This window comes from Ralstonia sp. NFACC01 (assembly GCF_900115545.1).
GTDB classification, from domain to species: Bacteria; Pseudomonadota; Gammaproteobacteria; order Burkholderiales; family Burkholderiaceae; genus Ralstonia; species Ralstonia mojiangensis.
In genome coordinates, this window is record NZ_FOWV01000006.1 from 286289 (window position 1) to 305839 (window position 19551).

The window sequence follows — 19551 nt, forward strand, 5'->3', positions numbered from 1 at the left end:
GCTTATCCGATGCGCGAATACTTCAAGAGCCGCGTCATGTCTCCACGCACCTTCTTCGGGTCCGGATCTTTCGGGAACTGCATCATCAGGTTGCCAAGCGGATCGACCAGGAAGAGGTGGTCCGTCGGCGGCGTCTTGCCGTCGGCAAGCCAGTTCTTCGGCAGATCGGGGGCGCGCAGGAAGCGCACGGCACCGTAATCGTCGTTGTAGGCCTTGATGAGGCGGGGGTCGATTTCACCGCGGTCGGTCACCAGCCAGACGGGGACGATGCGGTCGCGGTCCGGGCCTTGGCCGATGCGCAGCTGGCGCATAGTGAACAGCTTGCGCGCGCAGTTGTCGTCGCAGGCGCTGCTATCCACCGACACCATCAGCCATTTGCCCTTGAGGCTGGCGAGCGGCACTTCAGCGCCGTGCTCGTCCTGCACCATCAGGCCGCTCGGGATGGGGCGCTGCGGATCGACCAAGGCGCCGTACGCCGCCTTGCCGCCGGCCGGGGTGAACACGTAATACGCGAGGTACGACGCGATCACCGGAGAGGCACACACCAACAGAAGCAACAGCATCATCCAGCGGCCCCGACGTGTGCGCGCGTCGATGCGCGGGTCTTCGGACGCCCCGAGTGTGCCCGGCGCGCCGGGTGCGGATTCCTGATTCACCATGTGATTCCCAATACATTCCGCTGCGGCACTAAGCCGCAACGCGAGTTCGTGTTCAGGCGGGCTCGGAGGTGCCCACCAAGCGGCGATAACGCCGCACGCTGTAGAAGACCATCAGCCCAAACACTGCCGCCGCCATCGCAAACCATTGGAATGCGTAGCCGTAATTGCGCTCAGCGCCGAGGTCTGCGCGCGGCCAATCGCGCAACAGGCCGTCCTCCACGTCGGATTGCTGCTGCACCACGAACGGTTGGAGTGGCACGCCGATTTCGCGCGAGAAGGTGTCGAGGTCGATATTCTGCCTAAGTCGCTGGCCGACTTCATCAGCGCCGCCCTTGCTGCCCAGACTGAAGACCCGGCTGGCATGCGGCACCGCCATCCCCTCGACCTGCACTTCGCCCGCTGGCGTGGTGTACGGCGCGATGCGCGTGCGGTCGGCCGGATCGCGCGGCAACCAGCCCCGGTCGACCAACACGGCGCGCCCGCCGGCGCCTTCCAGCCTCAGCGGGATGAGCACCTCGAAACCCGGGCGCGATACGTCGTTGGTGACGTGCGGACGGTTCTCAAGCAGCACCGTGTGCGCCACGTCGAACGTTCCACGCAGCAGCACCGGCCGGTACATCACGGACTCTGCTGTCACGGGCTGCGCGGTGATGCGCTGGGCGGGTGCATTTTCCAGCGCCACGATGCGGGCCTGGCGCTCGATGCGCTCGTGCGCACGCGAAAGCTGCCAACGCCCGAGCGAGCACGTCAGCGCGATCAGCGCCACGCCTGCCAACATCGGCACAGGCGCAAACCACTGCCGCATCGGCACGCGCCCGGTCATCGCTCGGCCCCGGTGCGATAATGCTCGGCAGTCATTTTCAACCCGTCATTGCCCAACCGGCAGCCCTCCATGCGCATCGTCGTTGCCATTGCGTTTCTGCTGATCCTCGGCAGCCTTGCCTCCGCGCTGTTCTTCCTGATGCGCGACAAGGGTCACAGCAACCGCACCGTTCGCTCGTTGATGTTCCGCGTCGGTTTCTCGATCGCGCTGTTCATCTTCATCCTCGTCGCGAACCGTCTGGGGTGGATCCACAGTACCGGCATCCGTTTCGGCCAATAACCCAAGTCAAATCAGTCAGGCCAGAAAAGCGAAAACGCCGCAGCGGTGTCCCGTCTGCGGCATTGTCTTCGCCGGCCGTTGGCCAGGTCATAGAGCGACGCTGCGCCGCCCCAATCCGATGCTGTCTTACAGCCAGTACACCACCACGTACAGGCCCAGCCACACCACGTCCACAAAGTGCCAGTACCACGCAGCGCCTTCGAATGCGAAGTGATGCTCCGGCGTGAAGTGGCCCTTGATCACACGCCCTAGCACCACCGACAGCATGATGGCGCCCATGGTCACGTGGAAGCCGTGGAAGCCCGTCAGCAGGAAGAACGTCGAACCGTAGATGCCCGACGTCAGCTTCAGGTTCAGTTCGTGATAGGCGTGGATGTACTCGAACGCCTGGAAACCCATGAACGTGAAGCCCAGGAGAATCGTCAGCAGCAGGCCCTGGATGACCTGCGCGCGCTTGCCTTCACGCAGCGCATGGTGTGCCCATGTGAGCGTCACACCCGAAGTCAGCAGCAGCGCCGTGTTGATGGTCGGAATCGGCCACGGGCCCATCGTCGTAAATGGAGCGACCGTGCCGGCCGGCCCAGCGTTCGGCCACAGCGCGTTGAAGTCAGGCCACAGCAGCTTGTTGTTCAGATCGCCCAGCCACGGCATGGCAATCGTGCGGGCATAGAACAGCGCGCCGAAGAACGCCGCGAAGAACATCACTTCCGAGAAGATGAACCAGCTCATCGACCAGCGGAACGACGCATCCACGCGGTCGCCGTATTTGCCGGTCTCAGACTCGGAGATGGCGTCAGCAAACCACGCGCGCAGCACGAAGAGGAACCACAGCAGGCCGACCAGGAACGTCCACGGGGCCCAGGGCTGAGCATTCACCCATGCAGCGGAGCTCAACAGCACGATCAGCAGGCCGAGGCTTGCCGTAATCGGATGCCGCGACGGCCCGGGCACGAAGTAGTACGGAGCGTTTGCTCGATTCGCACTCATCTCTTTTTCTCCAGCTCTATTTTTTTTAAGAATCCAATCGATGTTGCCCGGCCCATGCTGCTCGGGCCGTCTCCTCAACCTTCTCAATTCTTAACCGACTACTGCCCGCACGATCAACAGCAGCACAACGATAAACATGACCGCCGCCAGAATGCCCGCAATGATCACGTGCACGGGATTCAACTGCGCCATGTCACGGTCATGATCGCGGCCCTTGCGCACACCGAAGAAGGACCAGAACACCGCCTTCATCGTCTGTGCGAATGATGCGCGTCGCTTGGTCGCTTCCTTCAGTTCGTCCATGTCCTCACGTTCCCTTGTTCGGCATCGCCGGCGCAATAGCCGACGGCGCGTGGATTTCAAAGAAAGTGTAGGACAAGGTGATCGTCTTCACGTCCTTGGGAAGATCCGGATCAATCACAAACACCACCGGCATCTCACGTGATTCGTTGGCCGTCAGCGTCTGCTGCTTGAAACAAAAACACTCAATCTTTTTGAAGAACTCGGTTGCCTGCTTGGGCGCGTAACTTGGGATGGCCTGCGCCTCGACCGTACGCCCCTCCTTGTTCACCACCTCGTAGACGATCTGGTTGATCTCGCCGGGATGCACATCCATGCTGTTCTTCACAGGGCGGAAGCGGAACGGCCCTTGGCTGTTCGAATCGAATTCCACCGTGATCGTGCGCGTCTTGTCGACCTGCGAATTGCGCAGCGCGCCGCCATCTTCATCCCGTGTGTTCAACACGTTGATGTTCGTAAGCTCGCAGATCTTTTTGTACAGCGGCACCATCGCGTAGCCGAAGCCGAACATGATCACGACCACAACGGCCAGCTTGCCGAGCATGGACCGGTTGAGGCCGCGCTCGAGGGCTTTGTCGTTTTGGGTCGGATCCGGCTGCGCCGGTGTCTGGCTCATAGAGGTCTCGCGAAATCTCGGTTCAGCGACCAGCGCGTCGCTTGCCCGGCTAGCCGCCGAATACCACGCGCTTGAAAATCACACCCAGAAAGAAAACCAACGCGATGGTGCCGAGGATGAGACCCAGACGGCGGTTGGCAGCGCGTTGCTCGGGCGTTGGGCTTTTTTCTGGATTCGACATCGTTGTCCGGAGGATCACGGAGCCAGCGCCAGTATCGGCAGCCGGCCCCGCGACACCTGCATTACTTGACGTGCGGCGGTTCTTCAAAGGTGTGGAACGGCGCCGGCGACGGCACGGTCCACTCCAGGCCTTCCGCGCCATCCCACGGCTTGTCGGCGGCCTTCTCGCCACCGCGGTACGACGGCAGCACCACGAAGAAGAAGAAATACACCTGCATCAGGCCGAAACCCAGTGCACCGATCGACGCCACGGCGTTGAAGTCGGCGAACTGCTGCGGATAGTCGGCATAGCGACGCGGCATGCCAGCCAGCCCCAGGAAGTGCATCGGGAAGAACGTGAGGTTGAAGGTGATCATCGAACCCCAGAAGTGGATCTTGCCCCGCGTCTCGCTGTACATGTAGCCCGACCACTTCGGACCCCAGTAGTAGAAGCCCGCGAACAGCGCGAACAGCGAGCCGGCCACCAGCACGTAGTGGAAGTGCGCCACCACGTAGTAGGTATCCTGCAGCTGGATGTCGATCGGGGCCACGGCCAAGATCAGGCCAGTGAAGCCGCCCACCGTGAACACGAAGATGAAGCCGATCGCGAACAGCATCGGCGTCTCGAACGTCATCGAGCCGCGCCACATCGTGGCCACCCAGTTGAAGATCTTCACGCCGGTCGGCACCGCAATCAGCATCGTCGCGTACATGAAGAACAGCTGACCGGTGACGGGCATGCCGGTCGTGAACATGTGGTGCGCCCACACGATGAACGACAGGATGGCGATCGACGCCGTGGCGTACACCATCGAGCTGTAGCCAAACAGCGGCTTGCGCGCGAAGGCCGGCACGATCTGGCTGACGATGCCGAACGCCGGCAAGATCATGATGTACACCTCGGGGTGCCCGAAGAACCAGAAGATGTGCTGGTACATCACCGGATCACCGCCGCCTGCAGCCGAGAAGAAGCTCGTGCCGAAGTGGCGGTCGGTCAGCACCATGGTGATCGCCCCAGCCAGCACCGGCATCACAGCAATCAGCAGGTACGCCGTGATCAGCCACGTCCAGCAGAACATCGGCATCTTCATCAGCGTCATGCCGGGCGCGCGCATGTTCAGGATGGTCACGATGATGTTGATCGCGCCCATGATCGACGATGCGCCCATGATGTGGATCGCGAAGATCGCCATGTCCATGCCCGGGCCCATCTGGACCGACAGCGGTGCATAGAGCGTCCAGCCGGCAGCCGTGGCGCCGCCCGGTGCGAAGAATGAGCCCACCAGCAGCAGCGCCGCAGGCGGCAACAGCCAGAAGCTGAAGTTGTTCATCCGCGCAAAGGCCATGTCGGACGCGCCGACCTGCAGCGGGATCATCCAGTTCGCAAAGCCCACGAAGGCCGGCATGATCGCGCCGAACACCATGATCAGGCCGTGCAGCGTGGTGAACTGGTTGAACAGCTCCGGATGGAAGAACTGCAAGCCGGGCTGGAACAGCTCAAGGCGGATCAGCAGGGCCAGCGTGCCGCCCGAAAGCAGCATCATGAAAGAGAACAGCAGGTACAGCGTACCGATGTCCTTGTGGTTGGTCGCAAACAGCCAACGGCGCCAGCCGTGCGGATGGTCGTGCGCGTGGTCGTCTCCATGACCGTGCGCGTGATCTTGCGGGTGCGTAACAGCGGTGCTCATCGAGGAACTCCTAGGGTTCGGTTCGTCACGCAGACGATCAATCAGCCAGCGTTGCGGTCTTCGGCCGCATTCGCTTGTTGGGACGCCACCTTGCCGGCGGATTCAGTTGCAGCGGTCTTGGCACTGCCACCTTCGGGCATCTTGCCGCCGCGCGCATCCTTCACTTGCGTCGGCTGCAGCAGGTCACCGGTGTGGTTGCCCCAGTGGTTGCGCTCGTAAGTGATGACGGAAGCGATTTCGACATCGTTCAGTGCCGAAGCCCAAGGCGGCATGGCGCCCTTGCCGTGCAGCACGATGCCAACGTGGTCAGCCAGCGGGCCATTGGCGATCTTCGAACCATCAAGCGCCGGGAACGGACCGCCGCCCTTGCCGTTCGGCTGATGGCAGACCGCGCAGTTGGCGGTGTAGACCTTCTCGCCGCGCGACTTCAGCTCTTCAAGCGTGTAGGTCTTGTTCGGGTCATCGGCCTTGGCGGCCATTTCCTTTTTCTTGCCGTCGACCCACTTGGTGTAGTCGTCCTGCGAAAGCACGCGCACGACGATCGGCATGAACGCATGTTCCTTGCCGCACAGTTCAGCGCACTGGCCGCGATACACGCCGACCTTCTCAGCCTTGAACCATGCGTCACGCACGAAGCCCGGAATCGCATCCTGCTTCACGCCAAACGCCGGAATCATCCACGAATGGATCACGTCGTTGGCGGTCGTGACGATGCGCACCTTGCGGTTGACCGGCACGACCAGTTCATTATCGACTTCGATCAGGTACGTGTTCGACTTGGGCGCCTGGTTGTTGATCTGGTCACGGGGCGTGGTCAGCGTGGAGAGGAACGAGATGCCCTCGCCTTCGCCCTTCAGGTAGTCGTAACCCCACTTCCACTGGTAGCCGGTGGCCTTGATGGTGAGGTCAGAATTGGTGGTGTCCTTCATTGCGACCACAGCCTTGGTAGCCGGCAGCGCCATCCCGATCACGATCAGGAACGGCACGATGGTCCAGATGATTTCAACCGTGGTGCTTTCGTGGAACGTCGCCGGTTTGTGGCCGACCGACTTACGGTGCTTGAAAATGGAGTAGAACATCACCCCGAATACACCGATGAAGATCACGATACAGATGATCAGCATCATCCAGTGCAGCCAATGGATCTCGGCGGCGATCTTGGTGACCGGGGGCGCGAGATTGAGCTGCCGCACTGCGGGGCCGCCCGGCATGTCTTCCACTGCCAGGGCCGTTTGACTGAGGGCGAGGAGAGAGCCTGCCGCCAGCAAACTTGCCAATGTCTTATTCAACATTTTCATTTTTTATCTACCCAATTGACAGATTCCACTCTGCCCCGGTGCGCGGCTCATGAGACCTGGGTTGGTTGCCCGTGTCCCAAACACCGGGAAAGCTCGTCCGCAAGCTTGCGCCGCCTGACGCTCACCTGCTAGATCACGAGCCGGCCGTCTTCCAGCCAGACTTGCCCGTAATCGGAGGCGTGGCGGGCATAGTACAGCAATGCCCATCCGAGAATCGCGACCTCCAGCCCCGCGTCAGGCAACACCAATCACGCGCATTGCCAGACAGAAAACCAAGCGATTACGAACGGGGGAATGACAACCAAGGGGGTGGACCAGCCAATCTGGCGGGTTGAAAGCGAGCAGTTTCGCTTCATGAGCCAGTTCTTGCGCGGCGATTCCGAGATGGTGGACGCGCCGCATGCTGGGTGGAGCGCGGTTTCAATGTCGTGCATTGAACCACTCCTGCCTCGGATGCATACCCGAACGGTTCGCCCGTGGCAAAAAACGGGATAGGCCTTTGGGGGGACTGCTGCGACAAACTGGCGCATTATATGGCCGCGATTGACCCCAAACAAGGTAAAGCGCCTTTATGCAAGTCCCGGCTTGACAAGGTGCGCCAATGCCGTTTTCGCATTAAAAAACATCTCAGGCGCGCGGTTTGCGGCCGATCTGATCGATCGGAATCATGGCTCTCCCCTCCTCGTCCAGCGCCTGCCGCTGGGTCGGCGCAAGCTTCCAGGCGTGGCCGTAAACGATTTCGAAGGTGAGCGGTATCAGTCCGTCGGGATTGCGTTGCGCATCCAGTGCGTCGAATAGCTGCTGGCGCCAGCGCGGCGTGTGCAGACCGGCGCCAGCAAGGCCGCGGCCTGCTTCGTCCGTCAAGCCAGCCATACCGCCAAGCAAATGCACATCGGCCAGCAGCGCCTGCGGCGTTTCGTAGGTGATTGTGAGCTGTTCCATGTCCATGACGGGCGTGGACCAGCGGCTGTGCACCAGCATGTCGCCAATGTCGTGCATATCGACAAAGCGCAGCGTATGGACACCCGCGTCGATGCCGGCCAAGGCACTGCGCAGCTCGCGCAAGGTGTCGGGGCCGAACAGGCTGAACATCAGTAGGCCGCCTTCCGTGGTGATGCGGTGCCATTCCGGAAAGATCGCGTGCGGCGCCGGGTCCCAGTGCAGCGCTAGGTTCGACCACAGCAGATCGAATGACGCGTCGGCAAACGGCAGCGCGCGGAAATCCGCCTGGGCAAAATCAAAGACCGGTCGCTTCTTCAGCAGCCGGCCGAGCCACCCCGCATCGGTGCGCTGCGGATCGAGTTTCTGCGCTTGCGCCAGCATGGCGGACGACCAGTCGATCCCGCAAATCTGCGCGTCCGGATATTGCGCGCGCAGTACTGCCAGGCCTTGTCCCAGGCCGCAACCCAAATCCAGCGCACGCGCAGGCGTGGCTTTGATGTAGGACAGCCGGTCCTGCATGCGACTGCCCACTTCGCGCAGCAGGAAATCCACGTCGGCGAAACGCGCGGCGCGGCGATCAAAGGCGCGCCGCAAGGCGGCAGGACGGGCAAGAGCGGGATCAGACATCGACAAGGCGGGACGGAATACTGCGGTTGCCAAGTATACCGGCCCGCAGTTTGAGGCGCCGTCCGATAGCGCAGCGGCCGCAAATCGGCTTGGATAGTGGCTTTTTGCATGCATAAACACGCGTTATCGGCATGGTTTCGCACCGGCCTGCGTCATCTGTTGCCGTGCGCCTGCGCGCTGTGCGGCGCGGTGCAGGGCGGCTTGGTGTGCACGGGCTGCACGAGCGATCTGGCGCCGCAGTTGCACAGGCGGCGCTGCATCCAATGCGCCATTGCGCTGGAAGCGCGGCACGCCGCCCGACATTGCCGCACTTGTTTAGCCGGTGCGCCCGACTTTGACGCGACCATCGTCATTGCCGACTACGACTGGCCGCTTGACCACCTTGTCACCGGATTGAAATTTCGGGCGCAATTGCCGTTGGCGGCTTGGTTGGCGCACCAATTGGGCAACGCACTCGCCGCTGCGCCGGGCGACTTGCCGGACGTGCTGCTGCCGGTGCCGCTCTCGCCTGCACGCCTGCGCTCGCGCGGCTACAACCAGGCGTGGGAAATTGCCCGCCGGCTGGCGCGCCAGTTGGACATTCCCGGTCATGCGAATGCCCTGCACCGTGTGCGCGACAACCCCGCGCAGGCCATGCTGGACCGCGCCGAACGGCTGACTAACCTGCACGGTGCATTCGTTGTCGCCGAACCTGCGCGCATCGCGGGGCGCCATGTCGGCGTCGTCGACGATGTGATGACCACCGGCACGACCCTCGGCGAGATCGCCACGCAACTCAAACGCGCCGGCGCCACCCGCGTCACCAACGTTGTCGCCTTGCGCACGCCCTGATTCCGTGCTTATGCGACATTGTGTCGCGCCACTTATGCCAAGCTGTGGCGGGGTGACAACCCTTCCCAATGTGGATAAGCTCGCCGCCGAAATTCCTCCTGCCGCCCGATCATGTTCAACGTCGTCCTTGTCGAGCCCGAAATCCCGCCCAACACGGGCAATGTGATCCGCCTGTGCGCCAACACGGGCGCCCAGCTGCATCTGATCGAACCGTTGGGTTTTCCGCTCGAAGATGCCCGGATGCGCCGCGCGGGGCTCGACTATCACGAGTACGCGACGATGCGCGTGCATGCCGATTGGGACGCCTTTCTGCGCGATGCGCAGCCCGATCCCACGCGCATGTTCGCGCTCACCACGCGCGGCTCGACGCCGTTTGCCAGCATGGCGTTCCAGCCGGGCGACTGGTTTGTCTTCGGATCGGAAACGCGCGGGTTGTCGGAAGAGCGGCGCGAGTGGTTTCCCGCTTCGCAGCGGATTCGCCTGCCGATGCGGCCGGACAACCGCAGCCTAAATCTATCGAACACGGTGGCGGTGGTGGTGTTCGAAGCGTGGCGGCAGAACGGGTTCGCGGGCGGCGCCTGATTCAGACCAAACGCACCGTTGATTGCGACGTGGCTAGCGTGCCGATTCGGATTTGGCGTCGCGCTGCAGCAGACGCTCGACCGCTTTCGCAGCAGGAAGCCCTTCGAACAGGACTTCGCAGACGGTAAAGGTAATCGGCATATCCACGCCCTTGGCGCGCGCAAGCGCCGCCACCGCCCGCGCACAACGCACGCCCTCTGCAACGTGACCCAGGCTGTGGAGGATGTCGTTCAGCGTGCGGCCCTGCGCGAGCTGCATCCCGACCGTGCGATTGCGTGACAGGTCGCCGGTGGCGGTCAACAGCAGATCGCCCATGCCGGTCAGCCCCATGAAGGTTTCCGGTCGACCGCCGAGCGCCAAACCCAGGCGCGTCATCTCGGCCAGCCCGCGCGTCACCAGTGCGGCACGCGCGTTCAACCCCAGGCCCAGGCCATCGGCGGCGCCTGTCGCAATGGCCAGTACGTTCTTCACGGCGCCGCCGACTTCCACGCCGACAAGGTCATCGCTGGCGTACACGCGCATCGCGTGATGGTGAAAGCCCCGCTGCGTGAGCTTGCACAGCGCCTCGCTGGTGGAGGCGACGGTCATGGCGCACGGCAAACCCTGCGCGACTTCCTTGGCGAAACTCGGCCCCGACAGCACACCGACAGCAAGGTCGGTACGGCCCGACGCCTTCAGCACATCGGCGACGATGGCGTGCGGCAGTGCGCTGGTCTCAGGGTCGAAACCCTTGCATAGCCAGATCACGTTGCGCACACCGCCGTGTGCCGCAATCGTGCGCGTCAGGTCGGCGAGCCCGGCGACGGGTGAAGCGATGACGGCGAGCGCATCATCGCCCGCGGCATGGTCGAGCGCGGCTTGCAAATCAGCAGAAAAACGCAACGACGCCTGCAGCGTCATGCCCGGCAAATACGGCGCGTTGATGTGCGTGGCGGCCATCTGCGTGACAAGCTTTGCGTCACGCCCCCACAGCACGACGTCGTGCGATTGCGCGGCGTGGCTGGCCAGGGCAGTGCCCCAGGCACCGGCACCCAAAACGGAAATTCGCATGCGCGTGTTCAGCATCGGTCAGGCAAAGGTCGAGCAACAGGTCGGGCAAAAAAAAGCCCGCGCAAGCGTGCGGCTGGCGCGGGCGTCTGGCGCAGTGCGCCTCGTACTTAGTGGGTGGCCTTCGAGCCGTCCGGCATCACCAGACCAGCGCCGCCGGCTTGGCCTTGCTGCTCCATGGCAGCGGCCAGGCGTTGTTCGTACAGCGCCTGGAAGTTGATCTCGGCCAGGTGGATCGGCTGGAAGCCCGCACGGCCGATGGTGTCGGCAATGTTCGAGCGCAGGTACGGGTACACGATGGTCGGGCAGGCGATGCCCAGCAGCGGGTCCATCTGTTCGGCCGGCACGTTGCGAATGTCGAAGATGCCCGCTTGCTTGGCTTCCACCAGGAACGCGACCTTCTCTTGCACCTTGGTCGTCACCGTACCGATGACAGTCACTTCAAACACGCCTTCCGCCAGTTGCGAAGCGGCGACATCCACCTGCACTTCCACAGACGGCTGTTCCTGCTCGAGGAAGATGTGCGGCGAGTTCGGTTGTTCCAGCGACAGGTCCTTCAGATAGACGCGCTGGATGTTGAAGAACGGCTGGCCATCCTGGCCCGGTTGCTGCTGTTGCTGGTCGCTCATGACTCGCCTTCAAATGGGATGTGGTCAGTGCTTGGCGGAAGCGTCCGCCGCGCAAGACGCGTATGGTACATGACCAAATGGAGCCCGCTATGAGAGCCGGCCCAAAAGTACAACGCCCGGTCTAAGCCGGGCGTTTTTGTGTGGTGCGCAGGTCGCCAGATCGGGCCGCCGAATCAGGCAGCCAGCAACGGAACCAAGCCACCCTCGCGGTCCAGCGCAGACAGATCATCGAAGCCGCCGATGTGGCGCTCGTCGATATAAATCTGTGGAACCGTGCGGCGATTCGTACGCGTCATCATCTCTTCGCGCTTGCCGGGTTCGCGATCGATCAGGATCTTTTCGATCTGCTCGACACCGCGCTGCTTCAGGAGTCGTTCCGCTGCCACACAATAGGGGCAGACGGTGGTGCTGTACATGACCACGTGCGCCATAACTTCAACCTCGTATCTTTATTTCACAACCGGAAGGCCCGCTTGTTGCCAGGCGGCCAATCCGCCCTCGAGCGAATACACCTCACTGTAACCGGCCTGCTTCAGGACTGCTTGCGCCCGGCCGGCACGCTGACCCGTCTGGCATACGAGGATGATGGGGGTCTCTTTGTTCTTTGCAAGCCCGGCAGCCTTGCCTGCAAGTTCCCCGAGCGGCGCGTGCTTGGCTTGCGGCAGATGCCCGGCGGCGTATTCACCGCTTTCACGCACATCCACCACCACGGCATTGCGGCGATTGATGAGCTGGGTGGCCGCCGAAGCACCCACCTTGGCACCGCCGCCGCCCGCGATGCGGCGCTGGATGGGCGCCCAGAGCAGCAGCAGACCCGAAACGATGGCGACGGCAAGCAGTGCGAGGTTGTTGTAATCGGCGAAGAACTTCACGGTATCGGTTTCCTGGGATGGGTCGGGCAAGTCTACTGGGCGAACATCAGCCGAACGATTCGGGGGCCCAATGCCCGCGGCATTATAAAATAGTCGGTTTCAGCGGCTGCACGATGACGTACGACACGTCGCCGCAGCCGCCCGCAGGTTTTCTCACTTCTCATCATGGCAGTCATGCACAAGCTCGTCCTCATCCGCCACGGCGAATCGACGTGGAATCTGGAGAACCGCTTCACCGGCTGGGTCGACGTCGACCTGACCGACACAGGCGTCGCTCAGGCCCGCCAAGGCGGCAAACTGCTGCGCGAAGCCGGCTTCACGTTCGATCTGGCCTACACCTCGGTGCTCAAGCGCGCGATCCGCACGCTCTGGCATGTACAGGACGAAATGGATCTGATGTGGATTCCGACCCGCAATGAGTGGCGCCTGAACGAGCGCCACTACGGCGCGCTGTCGGGCCTGAACAAAGCCGAAACCGCCGCGCAATATGGCGACGAGCAAGTCCTAGTATGGCGCCGCAGCTACGACACGCCGCCGCCCGCGCTGGAGCCCGGCGCCGACAACGACGCCTTCGGCAACCCCCGCTACGCGGGTCTCACGCGCGAGCAGGTGCCCCTGACCGAATGCCTGAAGGACACCGTTGCGCGCGTGATGCCGCTGTGGGATGAATCGATTGCACCGGCCATCAAGAGCGGCAAGCGCGTGGTGATCGCCGCGCACGGCAATAGCATCCGCGCGCTGGTGAAGTACCTGGACGGCATTTCCGACGCAGACATCGTCGGCCTGAATATCCCCAACGGCACGCCACTTGTGTATGAGCTGGACGCCAACCTCAAGCCGATCCGCCATTACTACCTGGGCGACCAGGAAGCGATTGCCGCTTCGCTCGCGGCGGTCGCCAGCCAAGGCAAGTCGAAATAAACCGTAACGGGCGCTACGGCACTCCAACGCCTTTATACTGTCGAAGCCTGTAGCCCGGGATGTGCGCGAGCCGTCCCGGGCCATGTTTATCTACTGTTCCCACGTCCACGCTCGACACATGCGAACTTCGCTCAAGAACATCAGCTTGATCGCCATCGGCCTCGTCACCGGGGTTCTGGCGACGCTCCAGCTCTCCGCCACTGCGCAAAACGCGACGGTCGGCCCGCTCCCGCTGGAGAAGCTCAGGCTCATGGCGGACATCTTTGGCCAGATCAAGCGTGAATATGTCGAGCCGGTGGATGACGACAAGCTGCTGACCGAAGCCATCAAGGGCATGGTCGCCAGCCTCGACCCGCATTCGGCCTATCTGGACAAGAAGGACTTCCAGGAACTGCAGGAAGGGACCCAGGGCCGCTTCGCCGGTCTGGGCATCGAGATCTCGCAGGAAGAAGGCCTGGTCAAGGTCATCAACCCAATCGAAGACACTCCGGCGTTCCGCGCCGGCGTGCAGCCGGGCGACCTGATCACCCGTATCGACGATAAGCCCGTGCGTGGCATGCCGCTGGAGCAAGCCGTCAAACGCATGCGCGGCGCGCCGGGTACCAAGGTCACGCTCACGATCTACCGCAAGAAGGAAGAGCGCACGTTCCCGCTGACCATCACACGCGCCGAGATCCAGGTGCAGTCGGTCAAGGCCAAGATGCTGGACAACGGCATCGCGTGGGTGCGCATCACGAGCTTCCAGGAACGCACCGTTCCGGACCTGGCCAAGAAGCTCAATGACCTGGCCAAACAGGACGCGCACCTCAAGGGTGTGATCCTGGATCTGCGCAACAACGGCGGTGGCGTGCTGCAAGCTGCGGTTGGCGTGTCGGCTGCGTTCCTGCCGCCGGACGTGACGGTGGTATCGACGAACGGCCAAGTGCCGGATGCCAAGCGCACGTACAAGGCGACCTTCGCCAACTACCGCTTGAGCAACTTCGACTCCGATCCGCTGGTCGGCCTGGACCCCGAGTTCAAGACCGTGCCGATCATCGTGCTGACTAACGCCTACACGGCTTCGGCCTCTGAAATCGTGGCTGGTGCGCTGCAGGATCATCACCGCGCCAAGACGATGGGCAAGACGACGTTCGGCAAGGGCTCGGTGCAGACCGTACGTCCGCTGTCGAACGACACTGGCATCAAGCTGACCATCGCGTACTACTACACGCCCTCGGGCAAGTCGATCCAGGCGAAGGGCATCCGCCCGGATATTCCGGTTGACCAGAACCCGGACGGCGACCCGGACGACGCGCTGATCACGCGCGAAATCGACACCGAACGCCACCTGCATAACAAGCAGGAATCGGAAGAAGCCGAGATGACGGAGCGCGAAAAGCGCCGCGTTGAAGAGTTGCGTCGTCTGGAAGAGGAAAACGCCAAGAAGACGCCCGAGCAGCGCGAGAAGGAGCGCAACAAGAAGCCGATCGAGTTCGGTTCGGCTGAAGACTTCATGCTGCAACAGGCCATCGCCGACCTGAAGGGTCAGCCGGTCAAGCGCTCGAAGTCGGTGTTGGAAGCGGCCGCTGCCGCGGTGCCGGACAAGGCGGTGAAGTCGTCGGCGGCCAAGGAATCGAGCGCCCCGGCCAAGCTGCCGAAGGGCAAGGCGGCACCGGCCTCCGAGCCGGCAGCTCCGAAACCCAATGTCCCGGCCAGCGGCGTGCAGCCTGCACCGGAGCCCACCGGGGCCCGTTAAGACACGGGCCGGCAAACACTGGCAAACTTACGAGGCCGTGCACTGCACGGCCTTTTTCATTGCACCACCATGAACGACGATCAACTGCTGCGGTACTCACGCCATATCCTGCTCGACGAAATCGGCATCGAGGGGCAGACGCGCCTGCTTGAGAGCCATGTACTCGTCATCGGTGCGGGCGGGCTTGGCGCTGCGGCCCTGCCCTATCTGGCTGCGGCCGGCGTGGGCACGCTCACCATCGTCGACGACGACACGGTGGACTTGACCAATCTGCAGCGCCAGATCATCCACACCACGGAATCGGTCGGACAACCGAAGGTGGGATCGGCCCAGGCGGCCATTGCCCGACTGAATCCGGACGTGCGCGTGAATGCATTACAGCGCCGGCTCGATGCCGATGCCATTGGCGCGCTGCTTCAAGGCGTAAGCGTAGTGCTGGACTGCTCCGATAACTTCGGCACTCGCCAGGCCACCAACCTTGCCTGCGTGCGGGCTAGGGTGCCGCTGGTGTCGGGCGCCGCCATCCGTTTTGACGGGCAGATCAGCGTGTTTGACAGCCGCGACGGCGGCCCCTGCTACGCGTGCCTGTTCCCGCCCGACGAGCCCGCGCCCGAGGTCGCGTGCGCAACGATGGGCGTGTTCTCGCCGCTGGTGGGCATGGTAGGTACGGTGCAGGCTGCTGAGGCGCTGAAGCTGATCGCGGGTATCGGTCAATCGCTTGCCGGTCGCCTGTTGATGCTCGATGGTCTATCGATGGAATGGACGACGATGCGCATCGCGCGCCAGCGGTCATGCCCGGTCTGCGGCGGAGCGCACTGAGACGCCCGAAACCGCGCAACAAAAAGGAGGCCGAGGCCTCCTTCTTTTTTTGTCGCCTGACGAGACTTACTCGCCCTCGGGCTCCATCTGCGATTGCAGGTAGTTCTGGATGCCGACCTTGTCGATCAGCTCGAGTTGCGTTTCCAGCCAGTCGATGTGCTCTTCGGTGTCGTCCAGGATGTCGACCAGAATTTCGCGGCTGACGTAGTCCTTCACCGATTCGCAGTAAGCGATGCCCTCGACCACGGTGCCGTGTGCGGCGCGCTCCAGCTTCAGGTCGCACTCGATGATCTCTTTCGTGTCCTGGCCGATGAAGATCTTGCCCAGGTCCTGCAGGTTAGGCAGGCCGTCGAGCATCAGGATCCGCTCGATCAGGCGATCGGCATGCTTCATCTCGCCGATCGACTCCTTGTACTCGTGGTCCCCGATGCGCTTGAGCCCCCAGTGGCCGTACATGCGCGCGTGGAGGAAATACTGGTTGATGGCGGTCAGCTCATTCTTGAGCTGGGCGTTCAGATATTGGATGACCTTCTTATCGCCTTTCATTCTTGGGGCTCCAGCAAAGTGCAACTGCGGTGATGGACGCACGCACGCGTCCGTTCAAGGCGAGCCCTTTGCCTGACCAGCAAGCAACAAATGCCGCCGAGGCTTAACGCCTGGGCGGCAATTCGCGGCGACAGGAAAAGACGGGGGGAATCAGGCAGCCAATGCTCCAGGCAAAATGGCCTGATCATTGGCAACGGGCTCGTCGCGACGCTCGATTATGGCATGCGTGCTGGCACGGCCCAAAATCTGGTCGACGGGGACGCAACTCACCGCTTCGGCAAGCACCTGCTTGGCGCAGTCCCGGCATTGTCCGCAGCAGGTGCCCACGCCGAGCGTTTCGGCGAGTTCGTCCATCGTCGACACGCCCAGACGGGCGGCGCCATGGATTTCGCGGTCGGTCACTTGGTTGCAGATGCAGACGTACACGGGATTCCTCCGCAGCGCTCGGAACACGCTGTAAAACCAGAATAACAGAGAATCGAAATGAGAACAATTCTTGTTCTACCCCATTCTGAGCGGAGGGTCATGCAGGTGTACGCAAGCCGTCTTTTCAGAGAAAGAGGTGAAATTTCAATCACTTATGGAAGCCACACCTTAGGAAAGCGATGCGCCGGCGCGACACTGGATACGGCCGGCGCTTTGAGGACGCGCGACTCAGGCCCGTGCGAGCGCGCCCAGCGCTTCCTCGATTTCGGCTGGCTCGCAGGCGTGCAGCAGGCGGTCCGCTTCGCGCATCAGGCGAGGGCGGTCCGAGCGCAGGATCTGCTGCTTAACGCTCAGCAACTGCGACGGATGCATCGAGAATTCGGTCAGGCCCATACCCAGCAGCAGGCGCGTCATGGAAGCGTCCCCCGCCATCTCGCCGCACACTGAAACCGGCTTGCCTGCCTGATGCCCTTCGCGAATGGTGCGCGCGATCAATTGCAGCACCGCCGGGTGCAGCGGGTCGTACAGATGCGCAACCGCGTTGTCGGCGCGGTCGATAGCGAGCGTGTACTGAATCAGATCGTTCGTGCCGATCGAGAGGAAATCCATGCGGCGTAGGAACACCGGCAGGATCAGCACGGCGGCCGGAATCTCGATCATGGCGCCGACCTTGATGGTCGGGTCGTAGGCCACGCCATCGGCGTCGAGCGAGGCCTTGGCGCGTGCCAGCAACTCAAGCGTTTGGTCGATCTCGCGGGCGTGCGCAAGCATCGGCACAAGAATCTTGATGGGCCCAAACGCAGACGCCCGCAGCAGCGCGCGCAACTGCGTCAGGAACATTGCCGGCTCCGAGAGCGACCAGCGGATCGCGCGCAAACCAAGCGCCGGATTCGGTGCGGTCTCGAACACGTCGTCGCGGATGTCCAGCGGCTTGTCAGCCCCGATGTCGATGGTCCGGATCGTGACGGGCAGGCCCATCATCGATTCAACGGCGGTGCGGTACGCGCGAAACTGCTCTTCCTCGTCGGGCAGCGCACCGCGACGGTTCATGAACAGGAACTCGGAGCGGAACAGGCCCACGCCCACGGCACCGGCTTTGACGGCCGCGGCCGCATCTTCCGGCATTTCGATGTTTGCGTGCAGATCGATTTGCGTACCGTCGAGCGTGACGGTGGGTGTATGGCGCAGGCGTTCGAGGCGCTTTTTTTGCAATTCGCCTTCGCTGCGGCGGTGGCGGTATTCCTCGAGAATGGACGCGCTCGGATCGACGATGACGATGCCGTTGTCGCCATCAATGACGACGATGTCGTCCTGGCGAATCAGCGTGCTGGCGTTATGAACACCCACGGCCGCCGGGATATCGAGGCTACGCGCCACGATGGCGGTGTGCGAGGTGCGACCGCCCAGGTCGGTCACGAAGCCAGCGAAGGTTTGGCCCCGGAACTGCAGCATGTCGGCCGGCGCAATATCGTGCGCCACGACGATCATCCCAGCATCCGGATCGCAACCGACCGCCACCGGCGCAGGCGCCAACGCGGGCGCGCCGGCCAGCACCTTCAGAATGCGTTCGACCACCTGCTCGATGTCGGCCTTTCGCTCGCGCAGGTATTCGTCTTCGATTTCGCCGAACTGGCGGATCAGTTCTTCAAGCTGCGTTGTGAGCGCCCACTCTGCGTTGTAACGCCGCTGGTGAATCAACGTCTCCGGCACCTGCGAGAGCAACGCGTCATCCAAAATCATCGCGTGCACATCAAGGAAGGCGCCCATCTCTTCGGGCACATCGGTGGGCAGATCACGCTTGAGCGCAGCCAACTCGGCACGCACGGTAGCGCGGGCACTGCGCAAACGCTCGACCTCAGCGTCGACCTTGTCTTCGTCGACCAGGTAATGCGACACATCGAGCGCCGCGCGCGCCAGCATGTGAGCGCGGCCGATGGAGATGCCGCGCGAGACCGGAATACCGTGCAGGGTAAAAGGCATAGACGCTGGCCGGAGCGGCGTTGAAGTGGGGTGCGGCTGGGAGGGGTTATTCGCCTTCGCCGAAGCGGTCATTGATGAGCGCGACGAGACCATCCATGGCATCGTGCTCGTCGGGGCCGTCGATCTCCAGCGTGACGGTGGAGCCGATGCCCGCGGCCAGCATCATCACGCCCATGATGCTCTTGGCGTCGACCTGACGGCCGTTGCGCGACATCTTGATCTGGCTGTCGAACTTGCTGGCGAGCTGCGTGAGTTTGGCGGAGGCGCGGGCATGCAGCCCGAGCTTATTGATGATGGTGATATCCCTCTGCAGCATATTTGTCTGGATGATTGGCAACCTGGTTCTGAACGGCTGTCGAGCCGACCTGCAGTACGCCTTGCGCGCCGCCGGCCAGAGCCTTGGCGGCAAGTTGTTCGAGTTTTTCGGAGCGATAGCAGATGGCGCGCACGAGCATCGGCAGGTTTACGCCGGCCAGCACGCGCACACGGCCCGGATCGGCCAGGCGCGAGGCGATATTGGCGGGCGTGGCCCCGAAGATGTCGGTCAACACCAGTGCGCCGTTGGCTTCAATGAGTTCGGCGAGCTTGTCGCGCGCCTGAGCCAGCACGGCAGCCGGCTCGGCATCGGGCAGGACATCGATTGCGCCCAGCCGCTCGGGCTGACCGCAATAGACGTGTGCAGCGCAATCGCGCAGTGCGCTGGCCAGCGGCGCATGAGCGATGATCAGAATCCCTGCCATGATCGAAAAGCGAATCGGTATAACGCTGATTGTATCAGGGCCATT

Annotated in this window: 25 protein-coding genes; 6 read left to right on the forward strand and 19 right to left on the reverse strand. The window is 62.7% G+C overall.

Annotated features, from left to right (window positions below; genetic code table 11):
* Nucleotides 1-2 precede the first annotated feature (2 nt).
* Both BM136_RS17420 and BM136_RS17425 read right to left on the reverse strand, forming a co-directional pair.
* Entirely contained in the window at nucleotides 3-659 is a 657-nt protein-coding gene (locus tag BM136_RS17420; RefSeq protein WP_092973469.1) for an SCO family protein, read from the reverse strand.
* A gap of 52 nt (nucleotides 660-711) precedes the next feature.
* Nucleotides 712-1482: an SURF1 family protein gene (locus BM136_RS17425; RefSeq protein ID WP_092973471.1), complete on the reverse strand. Its 771-nt coding sequence runs from the start codon at nucleotides 1480-1482 to the stop codon at nucleotides 712-714.
* 69 nt (nucleotides 1483-1551) lie between these two features.
* Between BM136_RS17425 and BM136_RS17430 the strand changes: the two genes are divergently transcribed.
* Complete coding sequence (locus BM136_RS17430) at nucleotides 1552-1761, forward strand: twin transmembrane helix small protein (protein ID WP_024976747.1); 210 nt, start codon at nucleotides 1552-1554, stop codon at nucleotides 1759-1761.
* A 126-nt stretch (nucleotides 1762-1887) separates the two neighbouring features.
* Here the strand turns inward: BM136_RS17430 and BM136_RS17435 are convergent, their stop codons facing one another.
* From BM136_RS17435 to BM136_RS17465, 8 genes are all read right to left on the reverse strand, one after another.
* Nucleotides 1888-2748: a cytochrome c oxidase subunit 3 gene (locus tag BM136_RS17435; RefSeq protein ID WP_012761058.1), complete on the reverse strand. Its 861-nt coding sequence runs from the start codon at nucleotides 2746-2748 to the stop codon at nucleotides 1888-1890.
* Between the two features lie 90 nt (nucleotides 2749-2838).
* Complete coding sequence (locus BM136_RS17440) at nucleotides 2839-3051, reverse strand: DUF2970 domain-containing protein (RefSeq protein ID WP_024976749.1); 213 nt, start codon at nucleotides 3049-3051, stop codon at nucleotides 2839-2841.
* A 4-nt stretch (nucleotides 3052-3055) separates the two neighbouring features.
* Complete coding sequence (locus tag BM136_RS17445) at nucleotides 3056-3664, reverse strand: cytochrome c oxidase assembly protein (protein WP_092973473.1); 609 nt, start codon at nucleotides 3662-3664, stop codon at nucleotides 3056-3058.
* Between the two features lie 49 nt (nucleotides 3665-3713).
* A complete protein-coding gene (locus BM136_RS25510; RefSeq protein WP_009277177.1) occupies nucleotides 3714-3845 on the reverse strand; it encodes a cytochrome oxidase small assembly protein in 132 nt (43 codons plus the stop codon).
* Between the two features lie 61 nt (nucleotides 3846-3906).
* Complete coding sequence (gene ctaD / locus BM136_RS17450) at nucleotides 3907-5511, reverse strand: cytochrome c oxidase subunit I (protein WP_092973475.1); 1605 nt, start codon at nucleotides 5509-5511, stop codon at nucleotides 3907-3909.
* Nucleotides 5512-5552: 41 nt separating this feature from the next.
* Entirely contained in the window at nucleotides 5553-6809 is a 1257-nt protein-coding gene (gene coxB / locus BM136_RS17455; protein WP_092973477.1) for a cytochrome c oxidase subunit II, read from the reverse strand.
* Nucleotides 6810-6937: 128 nt separating this feature from the next.
* Complete coding sequence (locus BM136_RS25705; protein WP_302848169.1) at nucleotides 6938-7054, reverse strand: DUF2244 domain-containing protein; 117 nt, start codon at nucleotides 7052-7054, stop codon at nucleotides 6938-6940.
* A 382-nt stretch (nucleotides 7055-7436) separates the two neighbouring features.
* Nucleotides 7437-8378 carry a methyltransferase domain-containing protein gene (locus BM136_RS17465; RefSeq protein WP_092973481.1) on the reverse strand — a complete coding sequence of 314 codons (942 nt, stop codon included), beginning with the start codon at nucleotides 8376-8378 and terminating at the stop codon, nucleotides 7437-7439.
* A gap of 108 nt (nucleotides 8379-8486) precedes the next feature.
* Here BM136_RS17465 and BM136_RS17470 point away from each other — a divergent pair, with 108 nt between their 5' ends.
* Nucleotides 8487-9209 (forward strand): ComF family protein, encoded by a 723-nt coding sequence (locus BM136_RS17470; RefSeq protein WP_092973483.1) that lies wholly within the window; start codon nucleotides 8487-8489, stop codon nucleotides 9207-9209.
* Nucleotides 9210-9320: 111 nt separating this feature from the next.
* Nucleotides 9321-9791: a tRNA (uridine(34)/cytosine(34)/5-carboxymethylaminomethyluridine(34)-2'-O)-methyltransferase TrmL gene (gene trmL, locus BM136_RS17475; RefSeq protein ID WP_092973485.1), complete on the forward strand. Its 471-nt coding sequence runs from the start codon at nucleotides 9321-9323 to the stop codon at nucleotides 9789-9791.
* Between the two features lie 33 nt (nucleotides 9792-9824).
* Here the strand turns inward: trmL and BM136_RS17480 are convergent, their stop codons facing one another.
* The 4 genes from BM136_RS17480 to BM136_RS17495 all read right to left on the reverse strand — a co-directional run bounded on the left by BM136_RS17480 (nucleotide 9825) and on the right by BM136_RS17495 (nucleotide 12339).
* Nucleotides 9825-10841 carry an NAD(P)H-dependent glycerol-3-phosphate dehydrogenase gene (locus BM136_RS17480; RefSeq protein ID WP_092973779.1) on the reverse strand — a complete coding sequence of 339 codons (1017 nt, stop codon included), beginning with the start codon at nucleotides 10839-10841 and terminating at the stop codon, nucleotides 9825-9827.
* Between the two features lie 107 nt (nucleotides 10842-10948).
* A complete protein-coding gene (gene secB, locus BM136_RS17485) occupies nucleotides 10949-11467 on the reverse strand; it encodes a protein-export chaperone SecB (RefSeq protein ID WP_024973710.1) in 519 nt (172 codons plus the stop codon).
* Nucleotides 11468-11640: 173 nt separating this feature from the next.
* The gene (gene grxC, locus BM136_RS17490; RefSeq protein ID WP_004633497.1) at nucleotides 11641-11898 is read right to left on the reverse strand and encodes a glutaredoxin 3; all 258 of its coding nucleotides are present in this window, start codon (nucleotides 11896-11898) and stop codon (nucleotides 11641-11643) included.
* Nucleotides 11899-11916: 18 nt separating this feature from the next.
* Entirely contained in the window at nucleotides 11917-12339 is a 423-nt protein-coding gene (locus tag BM136_RS17495; protein ID WP_092973487.1) for a rhodanese-like domain-containing protein, read from the reverse strand.
* Between the two features lie 174 nt (nucleotides 12340-12513).
* Between BM136_RS17495 and gpmA the strand changes: the two genes are divergently transcribed.
* The 3 genes from gpmA (at nucleotide 12514) to BM136_RS17510 (ending at nucleotide 15814) form a co-directional block, all read left to right on the forward strand.
* Complete coding sequence (gene gpmA / locus BM136_RS17500; protein ID WP_024976760.1) at nucleotides 12514-13260, forward strand: 2,3-diphosphoglycerate-dependent phosphoglycerate mutase; 747 nt, start codon at nucleotides 12514-12516, stop codon at nucleotides 13258-13260.
* A 118-nt stretch (nucleotides 13261-13378) separates the two neighbouring features.
* Nucleotides 13379-14995, forward strand: a complete 1617-nt coding sequence (locus BM136_RS17505) for a S41 family peptidase (protein ID WP_092973488.1) — start codon at nucleotides 13379-13381, stop codon at nucleotides 14993-14995.
* 69 nt (nucleotides 14996-15064) lie between these two features.
* Nucleotides 15065-15814 carry a HesA/MoeB/ThiF family protein gene (locus BM136_RS17510; RefSeq protein WP_092973490.1) on the forward strand — a complete coding sequence of 250 codons (750 nt, stop codon included), beginning with the start codon at nucleotides 15065-15067 and terminating at the stop codon, nucleotides 15812-15814.
* 66 nt (nucleotides 15815-15880) lie between these two features.
* Here BM136_RS17510 and bfr read toward each other — a convergent pair whose 3' ends face one another.
* From bfr to BM136_RS17535, 5 genes are all read right to left on the reverse strand, one after another.
* Nucleotides 15881-16360 (reverse strand): bacterioferritin, encoded by a 480-nt coding sequence (bfr, locus tag BM136_RS17515; RefSeq protein WP_004637092.1) that lies wholly within the window; start codon nucleotides 16358-16360, stop codon nucleotides 15881-15883.
* 150 nt (nucleotides 16361-16510) lie between these two features.
* The gene (locus BM136_RS17520; protein WP_092973492.1) at nucleotides 16511-16786 is read right to left on the reverse strand and encodes a (2Fe-2S)-binding protein; all 276 of its coding nucleotides are present in this window, start codon (nucleotides 16784-16786) and stop codon (nucleotides 16511-16513) included.
* A 228-nt stretch (nucleotides 16787-17014) separates the two neighbouring features.
* Nucleotides 17015-18766: a phosphoenolpyruvate--protein phosphotransferase gene (gene ptsP / locus BM136_RS17525; RefSeq protein WP_092973494.1), complete on the reverse strand. Its 1752-nt coding sequence runs from the start codon at nucleotides 18764-18766 to the stop codon at nucleotides 17015-17017.
* Nucleotides 18767-18812: 46 nt separating this feature from the next.
* A complete protein-coding gene (locus BM136_RS17530) occupies nucleotides 18813-19082 on the reverse strand; it encodes an HPr family phosphocarrier protein (RefSeq protein WP_004637085.1) in 270 nt (89 codons plus the stop codon).
* A complete protein-coding gene (locus BM136_RS17535; RefSeq protein ID WP_027678360.1) occupies nucleotides 19051-19506 on the reverse strand; it encodes a PTS sugar transporter subunit IIA in 456 nt (151 codons plus the stop codon). The genes BM136_RS17530 and BM136_RS17535 overlap by 32 nt, the downstream gene beginning before the upstream one ends.
* Nucleotides 19507-19551 lie beyond the last annotated feature (45 nt).

What these genes read in the sequence shown, in the direction of transcription:
- BM136_RS17420 (WP_092973469.1), bottom strand. Translation starts at nt 659, where the DNA reads ATGGTGAATCAGGAATCCGCACCCGGCGCGCCGGGCACACTCGGGGCG.
- BM136_RS17425 (WP_092973471.1), bottom strand. Translation starts at nt 1,482, where the DNA reads ATGACCGGGCGCGTGCCGATGCGGCAGTGGTTTGCGCCTGTGCCGATG.
- BM136_RS17430 (WP_024976747.1), top strand. Translation starts at nt 1,552, where the DNA reads ATGCGCATCGTCGTTGCCATTGCGTTTCTGCTGATCCTCGGCAGCCTT.
- BM136_RS17435 (WP_012761058.1), bottom strand. Translation starts at nt 2,748, where the DNA reads ATGAGTGCGAATCGAGCAAACGCTCCGTACTACTTCGTGCCCGGGCCG.
- BM136_RS17440 (WP_024976749.1), bottom strand. Translation starts at nt 3,051, where the DNA reads ATGGACGAACTGAAGGAAGCGACCAAGCGACGCGCATCATTCGCACAG.
- BM136_RS17445 (WP_092973473.1), bottom strand. Translation starts at nt 3,664, where the DNA reads ATGAGCCAGACACCGGCGCAGCCGGATCCGACCCAAAACGACAAAGCC.
- BM136_RS25510 (WP_009277177.1), bottom strand. Translation starts at nt 3,845, where the DNA reads ATGTCGAATCCAGAAAAAAGCCCAACGCCCGAGCAACGCGCTGCCAAC.
- ctaD (WP_092973475.1), bottom strand. Translation starts at nt 5,511, where the DNA reads ATGAGCACCGCTGTTACGCACCCGCAAGATCACGCGCACGGTCATGGA.
- coxB (WP_092973477.1), bottom strand. Translation starts at nt 6,809, where the DNA reads ATGAAAATGTTGAATAAGACATTGGCAAGTTTGCTGGCGGCAGGCTCT.
- BM136_RS17465 (WP_092973481.1), bottom strand. Translation starts at nt 8,378, where the DNA reads ATGTCTGATCCCGCTCTTGCCCGTCCTGCCGCCTTGCGGCGCGCCTTT.
- BM136_RS17470 (WP_092973483.1), top strand. Translation starts at nt 8,487, where the DNA reads ATGCATAAACACGCGTTATCGGCATGGTTTCGCACCGGCCTGCGTCAT.
- trmL (WP_092973485.1), top strand. Translation starts at nt 9,321, where the DNA reads ATGTTCAACGTCGTCCTTGTCGAGCCCGAAATCCCGCCCAACACGGGC.
- BM136_RS17480 (WP_092973779.1), bottom strand. Translation starts at nt 10,841, where the DNA reads ATGCGAATTTCCGTTTTGGGTGCCGGTGCCTGGGGCACTGCCCTGGCC.
- secB (WP_024973710.1), bottom strand. Translation starts at nt 11,467, where the DNA reads ATGAGCGACCAGCAACAGCAGCAACCGGGCCAGGATGGCCAGCCGTTC.
- grxC (WP_004633497.1), bottom strand. Translation starts at nt 11,898, where the DNA reads ATGGCGCACGTGGTCATGTACAGCACCACCGTCTGCCCCTATTGTGTG.
- gpmA (WP_024976760.1), top strand. Translation starts at nt 12,514, where the DNA reads ATGCACAAGCTCGTCCTCATCCGCCACGGCGAATCGACGTGGAATCTG.
- BM136_RS17505 (WP_092973488.1), top strand. Translation starts at nt 13,379, where the DNA reads ATGCGAACTTCGCTCAAGAACATCAGCTTGATCGCCATCGGCCTCGTC.
- BM136_RS17510 (WP_092973490.1), top strand. Translation starts at nt 15,065, where the DNA reads ATGAACGACGATCAACTGCTGCGGTACTCACGCCATATCCTGCTCGAC.
- bfr (WP_004637092.1), bottom strand. Translation starts at nt 16,360, where the DNA reads ATGAAAGGCGATAAGAAGGTCATCCAATATCTGAACGCCCAGCTCAAG.
- ptsP (WP_092973494.1), bottom strand. Translation starts at nt 18,766, where the DNA reads ATGCCTTTTACCCTGCACGGTATTCCGGTCTCGCGCGGCATCTCCATC.
- BM136_RS17530 (WP_004637085.1), bottom strand. Translation starts at nt 19,082, where the DNA reads ATGCTGCAGAGGGATATCACCATCATCAATAAGCTCGGGCTGCATGCC.
- BM136_RS17535 (WP_027678360.1), bottom strand. Translation starts at nt 19,506, where the DNA reads ATGGCAGGGATTCTGATCATCGCTCATGCGCCGCTGGCCAGCGCACTG.